17 protein-coding genes are annotated in these 19,345 nt (G+C 64.1%); 8 read left to right on the forward strand and 9 right to left on the reverse strand.

Annotated features, from left to right (window positions below; translation table 11 throughout):
• Nucleotides 1-61 precede the first annotated feature (61 nt).
• Entirely contained in the window at nt 62-529 is a 468-nt protein-coding gene (locus NDO75_RS18820) for a cupin domain-containing protein (protein WP_310908155.1), read from the forward strand.
• Between the two features lie 136 nt (nt 530-665).
• Here the strand turns inward: NDO75_RS18820 and NDO75_RS18825 are convergent, their stop codons facing one another.
• Nucleotides 666-1,208 carry a hypothetical protein gene (locus NDO75_RS18825; RefSeq protein ID WP_310908156.1) on the reverse strand — a complete coding sequence of 181 codons (543 nt, stop codon included), beginning with the start codon at nt 1,206-1,208 and terminating at the stop codon, nt 666-668.
• A 232-nt stretch (nt 1,209-1,440) separates the two neighbouring features.
• Between NDO75_RS18825 and NDO75_RS18830 the strand changes: the two genes are divergently transcribed.
• A complete protein-coding gene (locus tag NDO75_RS18830) occupies nt 1,441-2,439 on the forward strand; it encodes an LLM class flavin-dependent oxidoreductase (RefSeq protein WP_310908157.1) in 999 nt (332 codons plus the stop codon).
• A gap of 154 nt (nt 2,440-2,593) precedes the next feature.
• Here the strand turns inward: NDO75_RS18830 and NDO75_RS18835 are convergent, their stop codons facing one another.
• On the reverse strand, nt 2,594-3,649 hold the full coding sequence (locus NDO75_RS18835; RefSeq protein ID WP_310908158.1) for a phosphotransferase family protein: 1,056 nt from the start codon (nt 3,647-3,649) through the stop codon (nt 2,594-2,596).
• Between the two features lie 188 nt (nt 3,650-3,837).
• Here NDO75_RS18835 and NDO75_RS18840 point away from each other — a divergent pair, with 188 nt between their 5' ends.
• Nucleotides 3,838-5,046, forward strand: coding sequence for an acyl-CoA dehydrogenase family protein (locus NDO75_RS18840; RefSeq protein ID WP_310908159.1), 1,209 nt, complete (start codon nt 3,838-3,840; stop codon nt 5,044-5,046).
• 19 nt (nt 5,047-5,065) lie between these two features.
• On the opposite strand, the gene NDO75_RS18845 is transcribed toward NDO75_RS18840, so the two are convergent.
• From NDO75_RS18845 to NDO75_RS18855, 3 genes are all read right to left on the reverse strand, one after another.
• The gene (locus tag NDO75_RS18845) at nt 5,066-6,256 is read right to left on the reverse strand and encodes an iron-containing alcohol dehydrogenase family protein (RefSeq protein WP_310908160.1); all 1,191 of its coding nucleotides are present in this window, start codon (nt 6,254-6,256) and stop codon (nt 5,066-5,068) included.
• A 106-nt stretch (nt 6,257-6,362) separates the two neighbouring features.
• The gene (locus NDO75_RS18850; protein WP_310908161.1) at nt 6,363-6,758 is read right to left on the reverse strand and encodes a zinc ribbon domain-containing protein; all 396 of its coding nucleotides are present in this window, start codon (nt 6,756-6,758) and stop codon (nt 6,363-6,365) included.
• Nucleotides 6,755-7,927 (reverse strand): thiolase domain-containing protein, encoded by a 1,173-nt coding sequence (locus NDO75_RS18855; protein WP_345784909.1) that lies wholly within the window; start codon nt 7,925-7,927, stop codon nt 6,755-6,757. The genes NDO75_RS18850 and NDO75_RS18855 overlap by 4 nt, the downstream gene beginning before the upstream one ends.
• A 156-nt stretch (nt 7,928-8,083) precedes the next feature.
• On the opposite strand from NDO75_RS18855, the gene NDO75_RS18860 reads away from it, so the two are divergent.
• From NDO75_RS18860 to NDO75_RS18870, 3 genes are all read left to right on the forward strand, one after another.
• Nucleotides 8,084-9,727 (forward strand): AMP-binding protein, encoded by a 1,644-nt coding sequence (locus tag NDO75_RS18860; protein ID WP_310908163.1) that lies wholly within the window; start codon nt 8,084-8,086, stop codon nt 9,725-9,727.
• A 137-nt stretch (nt 9,728-9,864) separates the two neighbouring features.
• The gene (locus NDO75_RS18865) at nt 9,865-10,296 is read left to right on the forward strand and encodes a cupin domain-containing protein (protein WP_310908164.1); all 432 of its coding nucleotides are present in this window, start codon (nt 9,865-9,867) and stop codon (nt 10,294-10,296) included.
• A gap of 628 nt (nt 10,297-10,924) precedes the next feature.
• Complete coding sequence (locus tag NDO75_RS18870) at nt 10,925-11,719, forward strand: enoyl-CoA hydratase/isomerase family protein (RefSeq protein WP_310908165.1); 795 nt, start codon at nt 10,925-10,927, stop codon at nt 11,717-11,719.
• 156 nt (nt 11,720-11,875) lie between these two features.
• On the opposite strand, the gene NDO75_RS18875 is transcribed toward NDO75_RS18870, so the two are convergent.
• Both NDO75_RS18875 and NDO75_RS18880 read right to left on the reverse strand, forming a co-directional pair.
• Nucleotides 11,876-13,108, reverse strand: a complete 1,233-nt coding sequence (locus tag NDO75_RS18875; protein WP_310908166.1) for a hydroxyacid-oxoacid transhydrogenase — start codon at nt 13,106-13,108, stop codon at nt 11,876-11,878.
• Nucleotides 13,109-13,325: 217 nt separating this feature from the next.
• Nucleotides 13,326-14,099, reverse strand: a complete 774-nt coding sequence (locus NDO75_RS18880; protein WP_310908167.1) for an SDR family oxidoreductase — start codon at nt 14,097-14,099, stop codon at nt 13,326-13,328.
• Nucleotides 14,100-14,286: 187 nt separating this feature from the next.
• Between NDO75_RS18880 and hisD the strand changes: the two genes are divergently transcribed.
• Nucleotides 14,287-15,588, forward strand: a complete 1,302-nt coding sequence (gene hisD, locus NDO75_RS18885; RefSeq protein ID WP_310908168.1) for a histidinol dehydrogenase — start codon at nt 14,287-14,289, stop codon at nt 15,586-15,588.
• 170 nt (nt 15,589-15,758) lie between these two features.
• Here the strand turns inward: hisD and NDO75_RS18890 are convergent, their stop codons facing one another.
• Nucleotides 15,759-17,510 carry an adenine deaminase C-terminal domain-containing protein gene (locus NDO75_RS18890; protein ID WP_310908169.1) on the reverse strand — a complete coding sequence of 584 codons (1,752 nt, stop codon included), beginning with the start codon at nt 17,508-17,510 and terminating at the stop codon, nt 15,759-15,761.
• A gap of 232 nt (nt 17,511-17,742) precedes the next feature.
• Here NDO75_RS18890 and NDO75_RS18895 point away from each other — a divergent pair, with 232 nt between their 5' ends.
• Complete coding sequence (locus tag NDO75_RS18895; protein ID WP_310908170.1) at nt 17,743-18,504, forward strand: enoyl-CoA hydratase/isomerase family protein; 762 nt, start codon at nt 17,743-17,745, stop codon at nt 18,502-18,504.
• Nucleotides 18,505-18,517: 13 nt separating this feature from the next.
• Here the strand turns inward: NDO75_RS18895 and NDO75_RS18900 are convergent, their stop codons facing one another.
• Entirely contained in the window at nt 18,518-19,306 is a 789-nt protein-coding gene (locus NDO75_RS18900) for an enoyl-CoA hydratase/isomerase family protein (protein WP_310908171.1), read from the reverse strand.
• Between the last annotated feature and the right edge of the window lie 39 nt (nt 19,307-19,345).

A 19,345-nucleotide genomic window follows, 5' to 3' on the forward strand; every position in this document is an offset into this window, starting at 1 on the left:
GCCGATACTCGAGCCGGGTCCGACCCTCGAGTATATGACGGTGGCTCTCGATCCTTCGATCGTGAACAAAGTCACGATCACCGACGTCGACCGGCGCATCGACTCGGCGACCGTCTGCCGCCCGCTCACCGGTGCGTTGGACGCGTCGAACGTCGCGATCAATCACTACGAACTCGCGCCCGGCGATAGCTTCGCCTACGGATACCATGCCCATGACACGCAGGAGGAAGTGTTCGTCGTCACTTCGGGGACGGTGACCTTCGAAACCGAGGAGGGAGAGACCGTCGTCGAAGCGGGCGAGGCAATCAGGTTCGCACCGGGGGAGTACCAACAGGGAACGAACACCGGAGACGAACGAGTCGAAGCGATCGCTCTCGGTGCTCCACAGGACGGTGGCGGCCTCGACCTATTGTGCGACTGCGAAACCTGCGGCGAGCGCACGCCGCACACGATCGAATGGTCCGACGACCGCGAGGCGAAACTGACCGTGTGTCTGGACTGCGGTGACCGGACTGGCCGGTTCGACTGACCCGCGGTCGAGGCTCCGAGCGCCGTGCTTGCTCCCAGAAGGCGCCTCCGGAGGCCGCGTTGCGATTCAGCAGGCTGCTATCGGGAACATGCCGAGTCAGAGCTTCGAGCAGCGGTCCCTTTTCGGTAGGCGTCCGTCATCGTTCCGAAACGCAGTCGATCTCGAGCGCGTCGAGCCAGTCGAGGAGCGCGTCGAGGACAAAGATACGAAGGAGTATCAGGTCCCCGCGGTAGCCCGTGTCGACTGCGTCGTCGACCTCGGCTTCGTGGATTGATTTTACGTCCCCCAGTTCCTCTCGTGCGGTCCGTACCCGATCCGCGAGCGCGTCGATCTCTTCCCGTTGTTCGGGGAGCGGTAAGTGATGTAAGAAGCCCAGTTTCATCACTAACTGCGGTTGGAGCGGCGAACTCGAGAGACCGTCGACCGGGTCCCGAAGCAACGACTGGAGCCGAGCGATTCCCGACTCGGTGATCCGGTACGTACCCCCGTCGGTGAGCGTGAGTCCGACGTGACCGGCTTCCTCGAGCCTCGTCATCGTGGGACCGAGGACGCCGGTGCTCGCACCCCAGTAGTTACCGAAGTTGTGCTGGAGGGTCTCGTGAACCGCTCGAACCGTTGCGGTCTCTTCTTCGGCCAGTACGCCGAGCGCGCCGAGCGTCGCGAGTTCACGTTGGTTCATACGGACAATGTCCGCGTCGGGCGTGATAAACATGTGACTGTGTTTCACATCCCGTGAATACGACACCCGTCCCCGGCGTCGCTCCAAGACGGCGGCAACCCACGGCGTTCCCCTCCGAGGCGTTCCGCAGCGACTACTTCGCTGGCCGGATAGTGTAGCTTTTACTATACTTGGTATTCGCAAACGGAGATGAGCACGAAGCTTGAAGCCCACGGCGACGAACTGACGACCGATGCCCGAATTCGGACTCGTTCTCCCCGACGAGTTTTCCCACGTCTCGCTCGAGCGGACGCTGGCGTTCGCCAGGCGCGCCGACGAAGCGGGCCTCCACTCGGTCTGGAAACAGGAGGCCTCCGGAAGCAACGGGATCGCCACGCTCGCCGCGATCACGCAGTGTACGACCGACATCCGGATCGGAACCGGCGTGGCCAGCGTCTACTCCCGGACCCCCACGTTGCTCGGGATGAGCGCCGCGACGCTTCAGCGGCTCTCGGACGGCCGCGCGCTACTCGGGCTCGGTGTGAGTTCGCCGCCACTCGTCGAACGGTGGCACGGGCTGTCGTTCGACCGGCCCCTCCGACGGCTCCGAGAGGCGATCGAGATCATTCGCCGAACGACGGCCGGCGGGACCGTCGAATACAGCGGGGAGGTGTTCGATATCGGTCCGTACACCATGGCGCTCGAGACGTCCGCCGACGTCCCGATCTTCAACGCCGCGATCGGCGACGCAAACAGACGGCTTACCGGGGAGTACGCGGACGGCTGGTTGCCGGCGTTCGTCCCCCAGTCATTGTTTTCGGCCGCCGTCGCGGACGTTCGCGAGAGTGCGCAAGCGGCCGGCCGAGAGCCGGACGACGTGGTCGTGGCTCCGTGGGTGCCGACCGCAGTCGATGCGGACCCGGAGAGTGCCGAACGACGAGTGCGGTATCTCCTCGCACAGGAAATGGCGATGGGATACAACGAGCAGGTGAACGCACACGGCTTCGGAGACGCTCCCGACAGGGCACACGACCTGTTCCGTGAGGGCAACCGCGAGGAAGCGGTCGCCGCTGTCTCGGACCGGATGGTCTCGGAACTGACCGTCGCTGGAACCGAATCGGACGTTCGCGACCAGTTTCGGCGGTACTTCGAGGCCGGAGCCGACGTGATCATCGCGATGCCCTCGATGGACGCGTCTGCCACCGAAATCGAGCATCTGATCGATACACTCGGTGCGATTTCGAACGAGTAATCAACGCTCGGACGATATCGCTCCCCGGTCATAGTAGCTATCGATCGACCGCAGAGTCACGGCCGCTCAGCCGATCGATCGCTGCGGACGCCCGCGATGGCGATCCTCGTGGAACAGTACAGACTCTCGTTCGCCTTGCCGACGAATCGGCAATTCAGAATTCCCTCTCGCCGTCGATGACTTCCTTCGCCCGCCGGCTGATCTCGGGGACGAGCGACCCCATCTTGGGATAGAGATCGTCGTTGCTGTTCCCGTTCAGATACCGGGCATAGAACATCTCACACACCGCGATGAGCATGTAGAGTCCCAGTCCAACGTAGAATCGGCGGTTCGTGAACTCGAGGCCGGACTGCCGCTCGTATCGGTCGAGGAGTTCCGTACGGCTCAGATATCCCGGTCGGTCGAGAAACGCCGGCATGAGGTCGTCGATCAACGGTTCGGTGTCCCAGTAACAGAGCATCCAGCCGAGATCGGTCGACGGATCCCCGAGGGTTCCCATCTCCCAGTCCAGCACGGCGTCGATCTCCGGCGGCGTCCCCGGCGCGTACATGACGTTGTCGAGCTTGTAGTCGCCGTGAACGAGCGTGTGCTCGTAGTCTTCGGGCACGTTCGCCTCGAGCCACTCGCCGATCTCCTCGATGTGTGGGACCTCGCGTTCGTCTCTCGTCGTCTCGTACGCCCAGTCGAACTGCTTGCCCCAGCGTTCGATCTGCCGCTCCGTGTACCCCTCGGGACGGCCGAGATCGCCCAGCCCGACCGCTTCGTAGTCGATCGTATGGATCTCAGCGAGCGTGTCGATGAGCGTCTCGCTGACCCGACGGCGCTGCTCGGGCGTCGCGAACCGATCGGGTTCGTGATCGCGGATAACGGTCCCCTCGAGTCGATCCATCAGATAGAACTCACCGCCGATCACAGACGTGTCGTCACAGCTGAGCACAGGCGTCGGGACTGGGACGTCAGTCCCGGCGAGGGCGGAGATGACGCGGTACTCTCGGAGGACATCGTGAGCCGTGTCGGCCGTCTCTCCGGCGGGTGGACGGCGCATGACGAAGTCTCGGTCACCCCACTCGATGAACAACGTCTCGTTCGAGTGTCCTTCGTCGTGGTACTGAACGGTGACGGACCTGGCGTCGCCGAGCTCTCGTTCGAGATACGCTTTCAACGCGTCTTCGTCGACGAGTCGCTCGAGATAGGTTTCGTTTTCGGCCATTGTCGTCCCCTCGACACTCGTCACCAAGCCAGTTTAATCTTAACCCCGTTACCGAAGCCTATTGGCGTCGAACGCCCGACGAGTCGCCGTCGGGGACCGCGTCGGACTCGAGCCGGTCGACCGCGACGGTCTCTGGTCGCGGCCTCCCCGAAGATAAATATATGTCACTTTCTATCAAGCATATTGGTATGGAGTACCAAGACTCCGAACGAGCGAGGGAGCTAGCGCAGCGAGCACGAGCGTTCGTCGACGAGGAGGTCATTCCCCGAGAGCGCGAACTCGAGGGTGGGACGAAAGTTCCCGACGACGTCATCTCCGACCTCCGCGAGGAGGCTCGAGAGCGAGGCCTGTACGCGCCCCAGATCGACGAAGAACACGGCGGCATGGGTGTTGAATTCCGTGACGTCCTCCCGCTTTTCGAGGAAGCGGGGCGCAGCCTCCTCGCCCCGCCGGCGATGCGCGTCGACGCTCCCGACGAGGGTAACATGCACACGCTCGAACTCGCGGGCACCGAAGACCAGCAGAAACGGTGGCTCGAGCCGCTCCTCCGTGGCGAACTCACGTCCGCGTTCTCTATGACTGAACCCCGCCAGGGAGGTGGCGCGGACCCGAAGATGATCAAGACGACCGCGAAGAGAGACGGTGACGAGTGGGTGATCAACGGCCACAAGTGGTGGATCACGAACGGCGGCGAAGCGGATTTCTTCATCACGCTGGCCCGAACGGATCAGGAGAGTCACCCATACGAAGGCTGTTCGCTCATCGTCGTGCCCGGCGATACACCCGGCCTCGAGGTGAAGCGAGACATTCCGCACATGGGTGACGATATCACGTCTATGGTTCACTCGGAAATGCTCTACGAGGACGTCCGCGTTCCGGCGGAGAACCTCTTGGGGGAGGAAGGCGAAGGGTTCACCATCGCACAGAAACGTCTCGGTCCGGCGCGACTCACTCACTGTATGCGATACTCGGGTATGGCCGCCCGGGCGTTGGAAGTCGCGAAAGCGTACACGAGCGACCGCGAGGGGTTCGGTGGTCCGATCGCCGACAAACAGGACATCAGATTCGACATCGCGGAAGCCGAGACGAATCTGCACGCCGCGCGGACGATGGTGCGCCACGCTGCCGACCAGATTTCCCGCGGCGATCAGGCCCGCGTTCCGGTGTCCATGTGTAAGTTCTTCACCGCCAACGTCACGGAAGACGCGATCAATACGGCCCTGCAGCTCTGTGGCGCCAGCGGGATCGGCAAGGACCTCCCCATCGCCGACTTCTACGAGAACGTTCGACAGTTCCGCATCGTCGACGGCCCCGATGAGGTTCACAAACGCGTGATCGCCCGCGACGCGTACGAGGACGTCGACATGGACGAACTTGATCCGCTTCCGACCTTCTAGGTCGGACCGAACCGGCACCTCACCACGCGTTACGAAGCACCGCCTCGAGCTCGTCCTCGGTCGGCTCGAGTCCCTCGGGCGCGTTCTCCATCATGACGTCATTCGCCACGTCGGCCGCGACGTCCGGCAAATCGGACTCGTACAGATCGTCGATGGATCGAAGCCGCGACGGGAGCCCGAGCGCGTCGCGCACGCCCGTGACGGCTTCGACGACCGCGCTCGCGGTTTCCTCGGCGGTATCCGCCTCGTCGACGTCGAGACCTTCGGCGAGGAGATCGCGGCGGCCGTCGACGGTATCGAACAGGTATCGGAGCGCATGCGGGGCGATGATTCCGTGGGCCCCTCCCTGCTGGATCGCGTACCCGCGGGCGATACCGTGACCGAACGAGTGGATGACCGACGGAGTGAGCGTCTCAGCGCCTAACGCGCCGTACTGCGCGAGCACGGTTCCCATAATCGAGTCGTGTAGCGTCTCCTCGCTCCGGTCGCCGTCGCCGAGCCGCCGTAAGCCTCGGTCGAGAAGGCGCAGGCTCCGAACCGCGGTCCCGTCCGTTATCGGCGTAGCGTTGCGCGCGTACAGCGATTCGACGGCCTTGTCGAACCCGTTCATGGCCGACGCACAGAGGATCTCGTGCGGCGTCGTCTCGAAGAGCGCCGGGTCGTAGAACAGCGCGTTCGGCATCAGCCGATCGTCGATGAGCGCGCCCCGAGTGAGTCCGCCCTCGCGAGCGGTAACACCGGCCACCGCGGAGAGGTCCGACCCCGCGAGCGTCGTCGGTATCGCAGCGATCGGCGTGAGCTCCGTCTCCGGAATCGGAACCGTCCGCTCGCGCTCGAACGTCGATCGGATCTCGTCCGGAGACGCGTCGCTGGCCGCGACGACGCTCATCACCTTTGCGATGTCGAGACTGCTTCCGCCGCCGAGACTTACGAGCGCATCGACCTCCTCGTCACGCATCCGCTCGACGCCCTCGAATACGGTCGACAGTCGTTTGTCCGGTGTCGTCTCGTCGAACACGTCCGCGAGTCGGTCGCCGGTCCCATCGACGACGGGGCCGATGACTTCGTCGACCGAACCCACCGTCGATCCGCAGACGATCAACGCCCGCTCGACCCCGATCCGCTCGAGTTCGTCGCTGATTCGCTCGACGCAGTTTCGACCGTAGACGATGGTCCCCGGATCGTACGAGAATCGGTAGCCGGTTGACATACGCTAGCATAACAACAGACGTTGCGATATATATGTACAGGACAGTGACGCACCTCGCTCGCCGTCTCGCGTACGAGAGTCGCTTGCGGTCGGTGAACGCGGTGGATCAGTTCGGCTCGAAAACCGGAGCGACGGATCCAGCGTCGTCGACCGTCTCGGTCAGTTCGACGGTCTCCCCGATATTGACCCCCTCCGGAACGTGGGCCATTACTCGGGCGTCGCCGAGCGTGACGAGTGCGACCTGGTACGGGCCGTCGAAGTCCTCGGGGACGACCTCGAGCGTGGTCTCGGTGTACACCTCGCCCGCGGTCGGGAGTTCGGTGGTCGCGAGCGTCCGGCTTCCGCACTGCGCGCAGGCCGCCTTTGGCGCGCCGGTGAGGTGACCGCAGTCCCCGCACCGCTGTCCGAGGAGCGTCCCGTCGCGGAGCGCCTCCTCCCACTCGCCGTATGTCAGGCGGTTTTCCGCTGCTTCGTCGTCGGTCGTTAGATCCTGCTCGCTCATGCTGAAGCCTCCATGACGGTCACGAACGTGGTGGCGGTATCGCCGCCGAGGTTGTGTGCGATTCCGGTCTTCGCGTCCTCGACCTGTCGTTGGCCGGCCTCGCCGCGGAGTTGCTCCGTCAATTCGACGATCTGTGCGGTTCCCGTCGCGCCGATCGGATGCCCCTTCGCCTTGAGTCCGCCGCTCGGGTTGACCGGGACCTCGCCGCCGAGCGCCGTGAGCCCCGTTTCCGCTGCGGTTCCGCCTTCGCCTTCGTCGACGAGACCGAGCGCCTCGATCGCCAGTACTTCCGCGCCGGTGAAGCAGTCGTGGACCTCCGCGAAGTCGACGTCGGCGGCCTCGATATTGGCTTGCTCGTACGCTTCCGTCGCCGCATCGCGTGCCGCTCTCGTCTCCGTCAGCCCCTCCTTGTCGGCGATCGGCACGATGTCCGTCGCGTGTCCGAGGCCGGTGACGCTCACGCCGGCTCCGTCGTAGCTGTCCGCGAGCTCGGGGGACGTAACGACGACCGCGGACGCACCGTCGGAGAACGGGCAGCAGTCCATGAGATGGAACGGGTCCGCGATGATCGGACTCTCGAGGACGTCGTCGACGGTCGCGTCTTCCCCGAAGTGGGCGCGGGGGTTCAGACTGCCGTGATGCTGGTTCTTGACCGCGACCTCGGCCAACTGTTCCGAGGTCGTTCCGTGCTCGTGCATGTAGCGCTTCGTGAGGAGCGCGAAGATCCCGGGGAATGTGATCCCCGTCGGTTGCTCGTACTGCCGGTGGGCCGCGCTCGCGAAAATCTTCGTCATCTCGGCGGTGTCTTTCCCGGTCGTCGGCGTACACCGTTCGACGCCGCCGACCAGTACCGCGTCGTGGACGCCGTTCTCGACCGCCTGAACGGCGTGTTTGAACGCGTTCGAGGACGTTGCACACGCATCCTCGAACCGCTGACACGGGATCCCGCGGAGGCCGATGTGACTCGCCAGCGCGGGGGCGAGGTGAGACGCGTTCTCCGTCATTCCGCCCAGCGTATTTCCGAGATAGAAGGCATCGATCTCGTCCTGTTCGATCCCGGCGTCGTCGAGCGCCGGCAACGCGGCGTCGGCGAACAGCTCCGGTAACGGTTGCTCGTGCGGTCCGAATTTCGTCATTCCAGCTCCGATTACTGTGGCTCGCTCTACCATACACACCGGTTTTCTGCCTCGATTAGCATAAAGCTGAGGCGGCCTCAGCATCGGTTTCCACTGACGGTTCGCACGTTACTGTCTTGATAGTCGGTCACCGATCGCAGTCGACGGGCCGTAACTTTATGACAGATACTGTGTAATATGCCGGTAGTCATGTTAACAGGGGACGAGTACGAAACGGTATACGAGTCGTTCGACTGGGAGGGGGTCCTCGAGTCGTACGATTGGGACGCGCCGGACGAGTTGAACACGGCCCACGAAGCCTGCGATCGGCACGCCGGATCCGGCGATGTCGGCTTCGCGTGGGTCTCGGAAGAGGGGGAGCTTTCGGAGTTCACGTTCGCCGAACTGCGCGACGCCTCGAACCGCGTCGCGAACGCGCTGACGGAACTCGGTGTCGAGCGCGGCGATCGGGTCACGACGTTGCTCCCGAAGATTCCGGAGACGATCATCACCGTCCTCGGTATCTGGAAGACGGGCGCGGTTCACGTTCCGCTCTTCACCGCGTTCGAGAAACAGGCCCTGGAATTCCGCATCAACGACTGTGAACCTGAACTGCTGGTGTACCACACCGATCACGACGATACGGTCGCGACGCTGGACGTCGACGACGAACTTGAACGGATCAGCGTCGGCGATGGTGACGCGCAGGCCGCCGACCGTTCCTACGACGAACTCGTCGGCGACCGGTCGACCGAGTACGACGTCGTCCGGACGAGCATGGACGATCCGTCGACTATGCAGTACACCTCCGGGACGACTGGTCCCCCGAAGGGCGTCGTCCTGTCCCACAAGGTGTTACCCGCCCTCTACCCGCACACGAAATACGCGCTGGACGTCACCGAGGACGATCTCGTCTGGGGCGCCGCGGACCCGAGCTGGTCGTACGGGCTCTTCACGACCGGATTCGCACCGATGGCGTTCGGGGCGACTCGGCTACTGCACTCCGGACAGTTCGACGCGGATCGATGGATAGAGATCCTAGACGAACACGACGTCACTGTCCTGGGCGCCGCGCCGAGCGCGTATCGCGGTATCATTGCGGCGGGCGACGACGTCCTCGAGGGGCGATCGTTCGACGAGCTACGAGTGCTGAGCAGTGCCGGTGAACCGTTGAACCCGGAAGTGTACAACTGGTTCGAGGACCATCTCGGTCTACGAATTCACGACACGTACGGGCTCACCGAGGCGGGCATGATCGTCAACAACTACGCCGGGCTCGACTTGGAAGTCAAAGCCGGCTCGATGGGACGTCCCGCCCCTGGCTACGAGGTCGAACTGCTCGATCCCGAGACGCGGGAGCCGGTCGGCACCGACGAGATCGGCGAGGTCGCAGTGAAACCTCGAGAGTGGGTGATCATGGACCGATATTGGGAGATGCCCGAGAAAACGGAAGACGCGTTCCACGACGGCTGGCTGCTCACCGACGATCTCGCCCGAAGGGACGACGACGGGTACTTCTGGTATGAAGGCCGGAGCGACGACGTCATCATCTCGTCCGGCTACCGAATCGGTCCGTTCGAGGTCGAAAGCAGCCTCATGGAGCACCCGATCGTCGCAGAAGCGGCCGCGATCGGCGTCCCCGACGACCAGCGCGGGCAGATCGTCAAGGCGTTCGTCGTGCCGGTCGAAACTCCGGACGATCCGGACGAGACGCTCGCGGACCTCAAGTCCCACGTCAAGGAGGGGCTAGCGCGACACGCCTACCCCCGCGAGATCGAGTTCGTCGATGAGCTCCCGACGACGGCGACCGGTAAAATCCAGCGATACAAACTGGAGGAGCGCGAGACTGAGTAGTCGCGGTCGATGACCGACGACGGTACGGGGAATTGACCTCATCGACGAGCGCGTCTATCCAGCGGCAGCGCGCGGCCCGCGATCGTCCGATAGTAAACGGAAAATTATAGTCCCCTTGTATTGTGATTTCATTCGTCATGGAGTACAACGTCGCCGACACCGAAGACGTACCGATCACTGACCTCTCTAAGATCGACGAGATGCCGCCGGACCTCGACATCCGCGCCGTCGACGAGGAACTCGACTGCCAGAACACCGCGGTCAAGATCTGGTACTTCGACGAGGGCGAAGAGATCGGCTACCACGCCCACGCCGAGCAGGAGGAACTGTTCTACGTCCTCGAGGGGACGTTCTCGCTGAAGTTGGGTCGCTCGGGCGAGGAGGAGTTCGTCGAGGCCGACGAGGGAACCTTCTGGGTTGCCGCACCGAAGATCGGGCGCGGCCACCGCTGTGTGAGCGAAGACGGCGGCGCTGTGCTCGCGTTCGGCGCGCCGGCGGTCGAGGACCCTGGGCTCGATCCACACTCGCTCTCCGACGAGGAAATCGACGAGGCGCTCGAGGATTCCTGACTCGAGACACACCTTTGCAAAAACCGGATTGCTCGTCCAGATGCTCTCGTTGACGGGGACTTCGTATATCTCCTTACCTCGTGAGTCCCCGGTAGCGAAAGCGCCTGTCGACCGTATGCCCTCTCACGAATCATGTAAAAGCCCTGTACGTACTGCTATATCCAAAACATGTATCGTTCCGTGAGTATCGGCCTTTCTCTGATATCGATCAAATAACGGGCTTAGGGTGTTATTAGAACCTCGCCAGAGTTGCGTTACAAACGATAACAGTGCGCATTTGAGTGGCGGTCGTTATCGCAAGGTAGACAGTTTCACGGTTGATGTATTCGCTCCCCTCGGCAGATGATCCGTCTCCGGTCCGTGGCTACTCGCTCACCGTACCCGTAAAATCGGTAGGCGGAGCTGGTTGACACGGATGTGGATGGCTGGGTTGACTGTGGTTTTGCTCCGCCAAGCCCTGTTATGTTATGGCATATCATAAAAGCTCGTCTGCCGACCCGCTCCGCTTGCCGTTTAATTATGGGAGCCCGTTTCGGCGGTAAACGTTGCACCCCTTACTCAGTATGATAGACGATACGATAATTCGTCTACGAGAACACCTTTATGGTCGTCCGTTGACGGCTAGGGTATGCGAGACGAACTCGACACGACTATCGTTCAGTTCGACGAAGAGACCGGAATCGGACACCTGACGCTGAACCGCCCTGACGCACTGAACGCGCTGAGCGACCAACTCCGAAACGACATCGTTGACGGACTGCGGCGCCTCGAAGCGGAGAACGACGCAGACGACGCAGTAGTCCTGCGCGCTGTGATTATCGAGGGTGCGGACGACAACTTCTGTGCCGGTGCGGACATAACCGAGTTCAGCGGGGACGCCGCCGGCGCGAGGTCCGATCGCGAGCACTACGAGTTCATCAGGGACTTCCCCGTCCCCGTCATCGCGAAGATCCGCGGCTACTGTCTGGGTGGCGGCTTCGAGACCGCGATGAGTTGTGACTTCCGGTTCGCTCACCATGACGCTCGGTTCGGGCTTCCGGAAGTCGACCTCGGGATCATACCTGGGGCCGGCGGCGCGCAGTTCATCAGTCGGCTGAACAATCCATCAGTCGCAATGGAGATCGCGATGACCGGCGACCATATCTCCGCGGAGCGAGCCAACGAACTCGAACTCGTTAACCGCGTCTACGGCGACGACCTCGACGACGCTACTCGAGAGTTCGCCGAAACGATCGCATCGAAGCCGCCGCTCGCGATTCAGGCGATCAAGGACTCGGCTCGCGCGGCGACGGAAGTCGGACTGGCGGAGGGCCGGAAGTACGATCGGCGTCTCGTCGAACCGTTGTTCGCCACGGAGGACTTCGAGAAGGGAGCGCGGGCGTTCGCCGAGGACGAGTACGAGCCGGAGTTCAAGGGTCGGTAATCAATAGCGGAACGGCGCACGTACGTCGATTCGACGATTCTCTCGGCGCGTGACACGCTGGCACTCGATCGCGTCGTTCGACCGGTTGCTTGTATTAGTCTCGTCGGATGGAGAATATCCCGAGATCGGCATCCGAACGCCGGACCTTCCGGACTTTCACAGGGCCTGCGCGAAGATCGCTTCGAGGTCGTCCCCGGAGACACGGCGCGGATTGCCGACCAGTAGCCGTTGAATCTCTGCCGTTTTCTCCGCGAGGCGCGGAACGTCGTCCTCTGTGACGCCGAGTTCGGCGAGCCCCGACGGGATCTCGATATCCGAACTCAGCGCCTCGACGGCAGCTGCGGCGCGGTCGCTGGCATCGCGATCGCTCATCCCCTCGACTGGTTCGCCGAGGAGTTCCGCGATCGTCCCGTAGCGATCGGCCGCCGCTGGTGCGTTATATCGCATGACCTCGGGGAGGAGAACTGCCACGGTGACGCCGTGTGGCGTGTGGTTCTCTCCGGCGACCGGATAGGCCATCGCGTGGGTCGCCCCCAGGCCGGCGTTGGTGAACGCGATCCCGGCCAGCAGGCTTCCGAGCGCCATGTCGCGCCGCGCCTCGACGTCGGAGCCGTTATTGACCGCCCGTCGTAGGCTGGTGCCGATGAGTTCGATGGCCTTCTCGGCGAACAGATCGGTCACCCGGGTCCGGCCGCCGTAGTCGGGTCGCTCGCCGGCCCGTTCGGGCGACGGCTTCGCATCGTAGCGTCGCGTGGTGTACGCTTCGATCGCGTGCGTGAGCGCGTCCATCCCGGAGGACGCGGTGACCGCCGGCGGAAGCGACACCGTGAGGAGCGGATCGACGATCGCGAGATCGGGATACAGGTGTCTACTCGAAATGCCCACTTTGAGCTCCCGATCCGGCAGGGAAACGACCGCTGCGGGCGAACTCTCCGAACCGGTGCCGGCGGTGGTCGGAACCGCGAAGACGAACGTCTCGGAGTCCGGGACCCCAACGCCGTCGCCGATCGGCGGAGCGACGTACTCGAGCACGTCGCGGTCCGTCGGGGCGAGCGCCCCGGACACCTTCGCCACGTCGAGAGAACTCCCCCCGCCAACGCCGACGATGCCGTCGGGATCGAGCTCCGTTGCGGTCTCGATCGCCGATTCGTAAACGCCGACGTCCGGGTCCGGTTCGACTCCGTCGAACACGTCCACGTCGACGTCGTCGGGGACGGACGCTCGGACCGTTTCGACGACGCCGGCTTCCCGTAGCTGTTCGTCGGTGACGATCAGAACGCTCGAGACGTTCCGAGTCGCGATCTCGTCACCCAGTTCTTCCGTCGCACCGTTCCCGAACTTGACGTGATCGGCGACCGCGAACTCCCATACCGTGTCAGACTCATACATACTCTGATGTGGGATTCAAAGAGGAGGTACTTAACAGTATGCTGGGACCACCGATAGCGCGGCACCGCAAAGGGACCGGCGTCGAAGCGGGCGAGGCCGGTCCGTCTCATGGAACTGATATCCTTAGACCGAACCGGCCGAAATGCTCTTTCGGCCTCCCTCGCGGCCTCGGCTACGACGGAAACGGCTCTCTGCTGTGTGCGTCCGACGAGCGTCGCTAGTACCAGACCGTGCCGGCGTCGACGTTGATATCCTGTGCAGTGACGTGGCGCGCCCGCGGTCCGAGCAGGAACGACACCGTGTCCGCCACGTCCTCGGCGTCGACGAGTTCGCCGAGGGCCGCGTCGTCCGTGAACACCCTCTGCTTGGCCTCCTCGTAGGAGATACCGCGTTCCTCGGCTTGCCTAGTGATCACGTCCTCGATCCGCGGGCCCTCGGTCGCGCCGGGACAGACGGCGTTTACGGTGACGTCGTCGTCGCCCAGTTCGAACGCCAGCGTCCGCGTAAGTCCGATCACGGCCATCTTCGACGCCACGTACGGCGTCCGTCCCTCGAGTGGGCGCTTGCCGCTGATCGAGGAGATGTTGACGATACTTCCGCGGTCGCTCTCCGCCAGAAGGGGGGCCGCGTGCTTCGAGACGAGAAACGGTCCCCTCGCGTTGACTGCCATCGTCCGGTCCCAATCGTCGGCATCGGTGTCGGTCACCGGTGCGGTCGGCCCGGCGATTCCGGCGTTGTTCACGACGCCGTCGAGCACGCCGAACGCGTCCGCGGTTCGTTCTATCAGTTCCTCGATCGACGATTCGTCGGTCACGTCAGTTCGGACCGGGAATGCCCGGTCTCCAGCGTCGGCCGTCGCGGCGATCTCCTCGATACCGTCGCTTCGCGCCGCCAGAGCGACGTTGGCGCCTTCCTCGAGCAACTGGCGTGCGATCGTCCGACCGATTCCGCGACTCGCACCGGTGACGATGAACGTCTGTCCGTCGTGCATGACCAGTCTTTCCGGGGCCGGGATAATAACCTCTCCCCGGCCGCGCCGTCAGCAATCGCTTTCGACCGCCTCATGCCTGCGACGGGATAATGAACCGGAAGCGTCAGTGAGTGCCCCGACGCCGACGCGTCGGCGATGATTGGTCCATATATTTAACTATCAGCGGTGCAGTTGTAACTGCGTGACTATGTCTACCACAGTCGAGTATCTCAAACAGGCCGACGACGCGTCGATCGAGATCGATCGGGACGTAACGGACGCGGTGCGCGATATCCTCTCCGGAGTGAGAGACCGAGGCGACGACGCGCTCTTCGAGTTCACGGAGCGGTTCGACGGCGTCGAGGTCGACGATTTCCGCGTTAGCGACGACGAGATCGAGGCCGCCGCCGCGGAACTGACCGCCGCCGAGACGGAGGCGATCGAGAACACGATCGAGAACGTCCGCGCGTTTCACGAGGAACAGCGCGAACACATCGAGGGGTTCGAGAAGGAGTTCGAGGAAGGCGTTCGTCTCGGTCAGCGCATCGTCCCCGTCGAATCCGCGGGGACGTACGTTCCCGGGGGCCGCCACCCGCTCGTCGCCGCGCCCGCGATGTCGATCGTCCCGGCCGAAGTCGCCGGCGTCGATCGGATCGTCACGTGTGCACCGCCACAGGACGACGGGGGTATCCAGCCGGCGCAACTGTACGCGATGGATCGGGCCGGTGCCGACGAGATCTACCGAATCGGCGGCGCACAGGCCATCGGTGCCATGGCCTACGGGACGGAGACGGTCCCGGAAGTCGCGAAGATCACGGGGCCCGGAAACGTCTTCACCACCGAAGCGAAGCGTCAGGTCTTCGGTCACGTCGGTATCGATTTTCTCGCCGGCCCGACGGAGGTGCTCATCCTCACGGATGAGACCGCCGATCCCGAACTGGTCGCGACGGACCTGCTCGCACAGGCTGAACACGACCCGAACTCCCGTCCGATCCTCGTCTCGACCGATCAGCGGATCGCCGAGGAGGCCGTCGACGATCTGTACGAGCAGTTGCCCGACCTCCGCACGGAGGACGTCGCACGGGAGTGCTGGGAGGAGAACGGCGAGGTGATCGTCGCCGAGACGTTGGACGACGCGGTCGCCGTCGCCAACGACTACGCGATCGAACACCTGCAGGTGATGATCGATGAGCCGCGGTCGATCGTCGACGACCTCACCAACTACGGCTCGCTGTTCCTCGGCGACCACTCGCCAGTCGTCTTCGGTGACAAAGCCGTCGGGACGAACCACAGCCTCCCGACCCTCGAGGTCGCCCGCTACAGCGGCGGGATCTGGGTCGGTACCTACCTGAAGACGCTGACCCATCAGGAGGCGACCGAGGAGGGCGCGGCACGCGTCGCTCCGCTGGCGGCCAAAATCTGCGAACTCGAGGGAACGCACGCCCACCAGCTCTCGGCGGAGGCGCGCCTTCGACCGGACGTCGGTCCCGATTACGGGCAGCGGGAGTGACCGGTGATCGCGCTCCGATAAGCGAACCGGAGGGTGTGCGAAGACGACTCTCGTGCGACAGTGTACCGTTTCGCTCTCCAGTATCCGATGACGGGACTACCGCCGCCGCTTCCGACCGACCGATGCAAATACAGCCTCGAGAGGGCGAGCGGTCGAGGGTCCACCGGCGATCACGTCGCCGGATCGAGGCCGACCGTTTTCCGTTCGAACACGTCCTCGTAGCCGGAAAACGACATCCTGAGCGACGGCACACCGGTGAAAGGCAGGGCTTGCAGGATGAGTGCAGGCTCGTCGAGACGCGCCCCTAACTCGCGGAGCGTCTCAGTCACGGCAGCGACCCGTTCGGCGCTCTCGGCGATATCGCAGTCCGCACAGCGGGCTCCGATCGGGGTCGGGAAGGTGACTCGGGAGGTCTCTGCGTCTCGGACGACCCATCCGCCGCCTACTTCGACCACGTCCGCGATCGCGCGTCGCATCGCGTCTTCGTCGGCACCGACGGCGAGCACGCCGGGGGTCTGCCACGTGTGGGACGTCGCGACCGCCCCCGCCTCGAGACCGAAACCGGAGAGGAACCCCGTAAAGCCGGCGCCGGTTCCGTCCGGCGTCCGGTCGAAGAGGGCGACCTTGAGCGCGTCGCGATCGGGCGTCGCGATGAACTGACCGTCCGAGGTCGCCGGCTCGACGGTCGTTTCGCTGGTCACCGTCCCGCCCTCGCACTGGATCGCTCTCACTTCACCGTCCGAACCGGCCGTGGTCGGGACGCGCAGCGCCGATTCGTCCACCGTCAGCGATATCGAATCGCGGAACCAGTCGGGATACGTTCGCGGACGGGGTTCGACGACCGCCGTTCCGCCGTCGACGACGATTTCGCCGCCGCTGATGACCGTCTCGACGGCGACCGTCTCGAGATCGTCGAGGACGACGATATCGGCTCGCGAACCGGGAGACAACGACCCTACCTCGGGAAGGCCGAAGTGGCGAGCCGGGTTGAGCGTCGCCATTCGGACCGCGTCGACCGGCGCTATCCCCGCTTCGATGGCCCGTCGAACGACCGCGTCCATGTATCCCTCGGCGACGATATCGGTCGGCCATATCCAGTCCGTCGAGAGCGAGAGCTCGGCCGGCCCGAACTGCTCGTAGGCGTCGGCGAGCGCGTCGATGTCGTCCCGAAATGTGCCGTAGCGACCGACCGCGTGGATCCCGTTTTCGAGGCGCTCGGCGACGCCCTCGCTCGAGACCATCTCGTGATCGTCGGTGATCGCCGTAGCGAAAGCGGTCAGCCGGCGACCGGCACAGCCGGCGCCGTGACCGCTCACCGTTTTGCCTAGCGTCCGGGCTCGCGCGGCGAGTTGCTCGACCGGCGATGAGCGCCCGACGATCTGTACCCAGGGAATCTCGCCGATACCGACGATTCGATCCTCCGAGAGCAGGGCGGACAACTCCTCGCGGTCCGCGTCGTCGAACTGTTCGTATCCGACGCTGAACGCGTCGAGGAACGCCTGCGGCGGCACGGTCGCGAAGACCTGAACCGGAAGCTCGTCCGTCGCCTCGAGGAGCTGTCGGACGCCGGATTCGCCGAAGCAACTCCCGAACTCGCAGGTCTCGGTTACGACGCTCGTGGTTCCGGTCTCGAGCACACGGTGGTAGGCCCGCTCGAACGGCTGGAACGAGTCGATATGCACGTGCGCGTTGACGAAGCCGGGAGTGATTATCTGCCCTTCGGCGTCGACGATCGTCGTTTCCGGCCCCGTGACGTCGCCGGCGTCGTCCGTGACTGCCGCGACCAGACCGCCTCGGACGGCGATATCACGATCTACGATCGTCCGCGGCTCGGGCAGCACCACTCGTCCGTTCGCGACGACGAGGTCAGCGTGGGCGGTTCCGAGCGCGACGCTCTGGGGCCCGTCGGCGTCGTTCGTCATGTGTTGCCCCTCGTTTCTCGCGAGAGTTCGTCCGGAGAGCGAGCAGGGCTTCTATCGGTACGGCGCGACGGTGTGAGAAGTGAGGGCATACAGTGCAGTGGGAACACCACCCATATAAAACCGTACTCCGACGGAACCCGTCTTCCGATCGCTGCGTCGATAGACGCTCGGTCTGAGCTACGAAACCCATTCGATAACAACACCTAACTTTCCGGCCGAGAATATCATTGGTATGAGTGAACATAACATCCGCGTTGAAGAATCGGACGGACGAGCCACGGTCACGATCGATCGGCCCGAGAAAGCCAACTCCCTCACCGGCGCAATGTTCGTCGAGATCGGCGACGCGGTCGCCGAGTTAGCGGACGCCGGCGTCGATGTGGTGACGATCCGCGGCGCGGACGGGACCTTTTCCGCCGGCGTGGACATGTCGGACGTCCCCGAGTGGGGATCGGAGAATCCGCTCGCCGTTCGCGACCAGCTCGAATCGGTCCACGACGCGCTGCGGACCATCGAGGAACTGGACGCGCCCGTCGTCGCCGCGCTCGAGGGGCACGTGCTCGGCGGCGGCCTCGAGCTGGCTCTCGCCTGCGATATCCGTATCGCAGACGACTCCGCCCGGTTCGGGCTGCCGGAGTCCGAGATGGGCCTCGCGATGGACCTCGGCGGCGCACAGAAGCTTCCTGGATTCGTCGGCGAGGGGCTGACGAAGTACCTCGTCATGACCGGTCGATCGATCGACGCCGAGCGCGCCTACGACGCGGGGCTGATCGAAGAACTCCACGACGCGTCGTCGTTCGACGCCGAACTGCGGGCGCTCGAGGACGATCTCGCCGGAAAGCCCACATACGTCCACGGACTCGCCAAGCGCCAAGTTCACTCGGCCCGGCCGCCGAACATAGAGGAGTCGATGCAGCAGGCGATCCACCACGCCATCGCCGCTTATCAGGAGGAAGAGACCCAGCGACGGGTCACCGACTTCCTCGAGGACTGATCGCGTTCCGCGGCTATCGCCCCTCGAACTCCGCGTCCCGTCCCTCGAGTTGCGCTTCGAACCCCTCTTTCCGGTCGCGTGTCCCGTACACCTGCATCGCCAGCCTGTGTTCGGTCGAGAGGCCGTCCTCGAGGGGGACGTCGAACGTCGCCTGGAACGCCTCGAGGGCGTTCTCGAGGCCCAGCGGTGCCTTCTCGGTCAGCTCGTCGGCCAGTTCCCTCGCTCGGTCGTCGACCTCCGCTTCGGGGACGACGTCCGTGACGAGGTTACACTGCGCCGCCTCTTCGGGATCGATGTAGTCGCCCGTCAGGACCAGTTCTTTCGCTTTTCCGAGCCCGACGATCCGCGGCAGGCGCTGGGTGGAGCCCTGGTGGGGGAAGATGCCCAGATTCACCTCGATGATGCCATACTTCGCCTCCTCGCCCAGCACGCGGAGGTCCGCGGGGAGGGTCAGCTCAAACCCGCCGGCGATGCCGGCGCCTTTGATGCCCGCGACGATGGGGGTCGTCGTCTCGTCGATCGTGTCCAGCAGCTCGCGGAACGCGCGGTGGAACTCGTCGTGGTCCGCCACGTCCTTCGCGTGCATCATCTCGAGCTGGAACCCGGCACAGAACACCGAGCCCTCGCCGAGCAGGGTCGCCGCGCGAACGTCGTCGTCGGCGTCTACGTTCTCGATAGCGGCCGTGAGGTCCGCGACTGTCGCTTCGTTCATGGCGTTTCGCTTCTCCGGGCGAGCGATGATCACGTCGGCGCGGTGGCCGTCGTGCTCGATACGGACGTGGCCGTTTCCGATTTCGGACATACGAGGTTCTTATTCGGCAACAGCAAAAACGTTTTGTCG

Origin of the sequence: Natrinema sp. 1APR25-10V2 (assembly GCF_031626495.1) — an archaeon.
GTDB lineage: Archaea > Halobacteriota > Halobacteria > Halobacteriales > Natrialbaceae > Natrinema.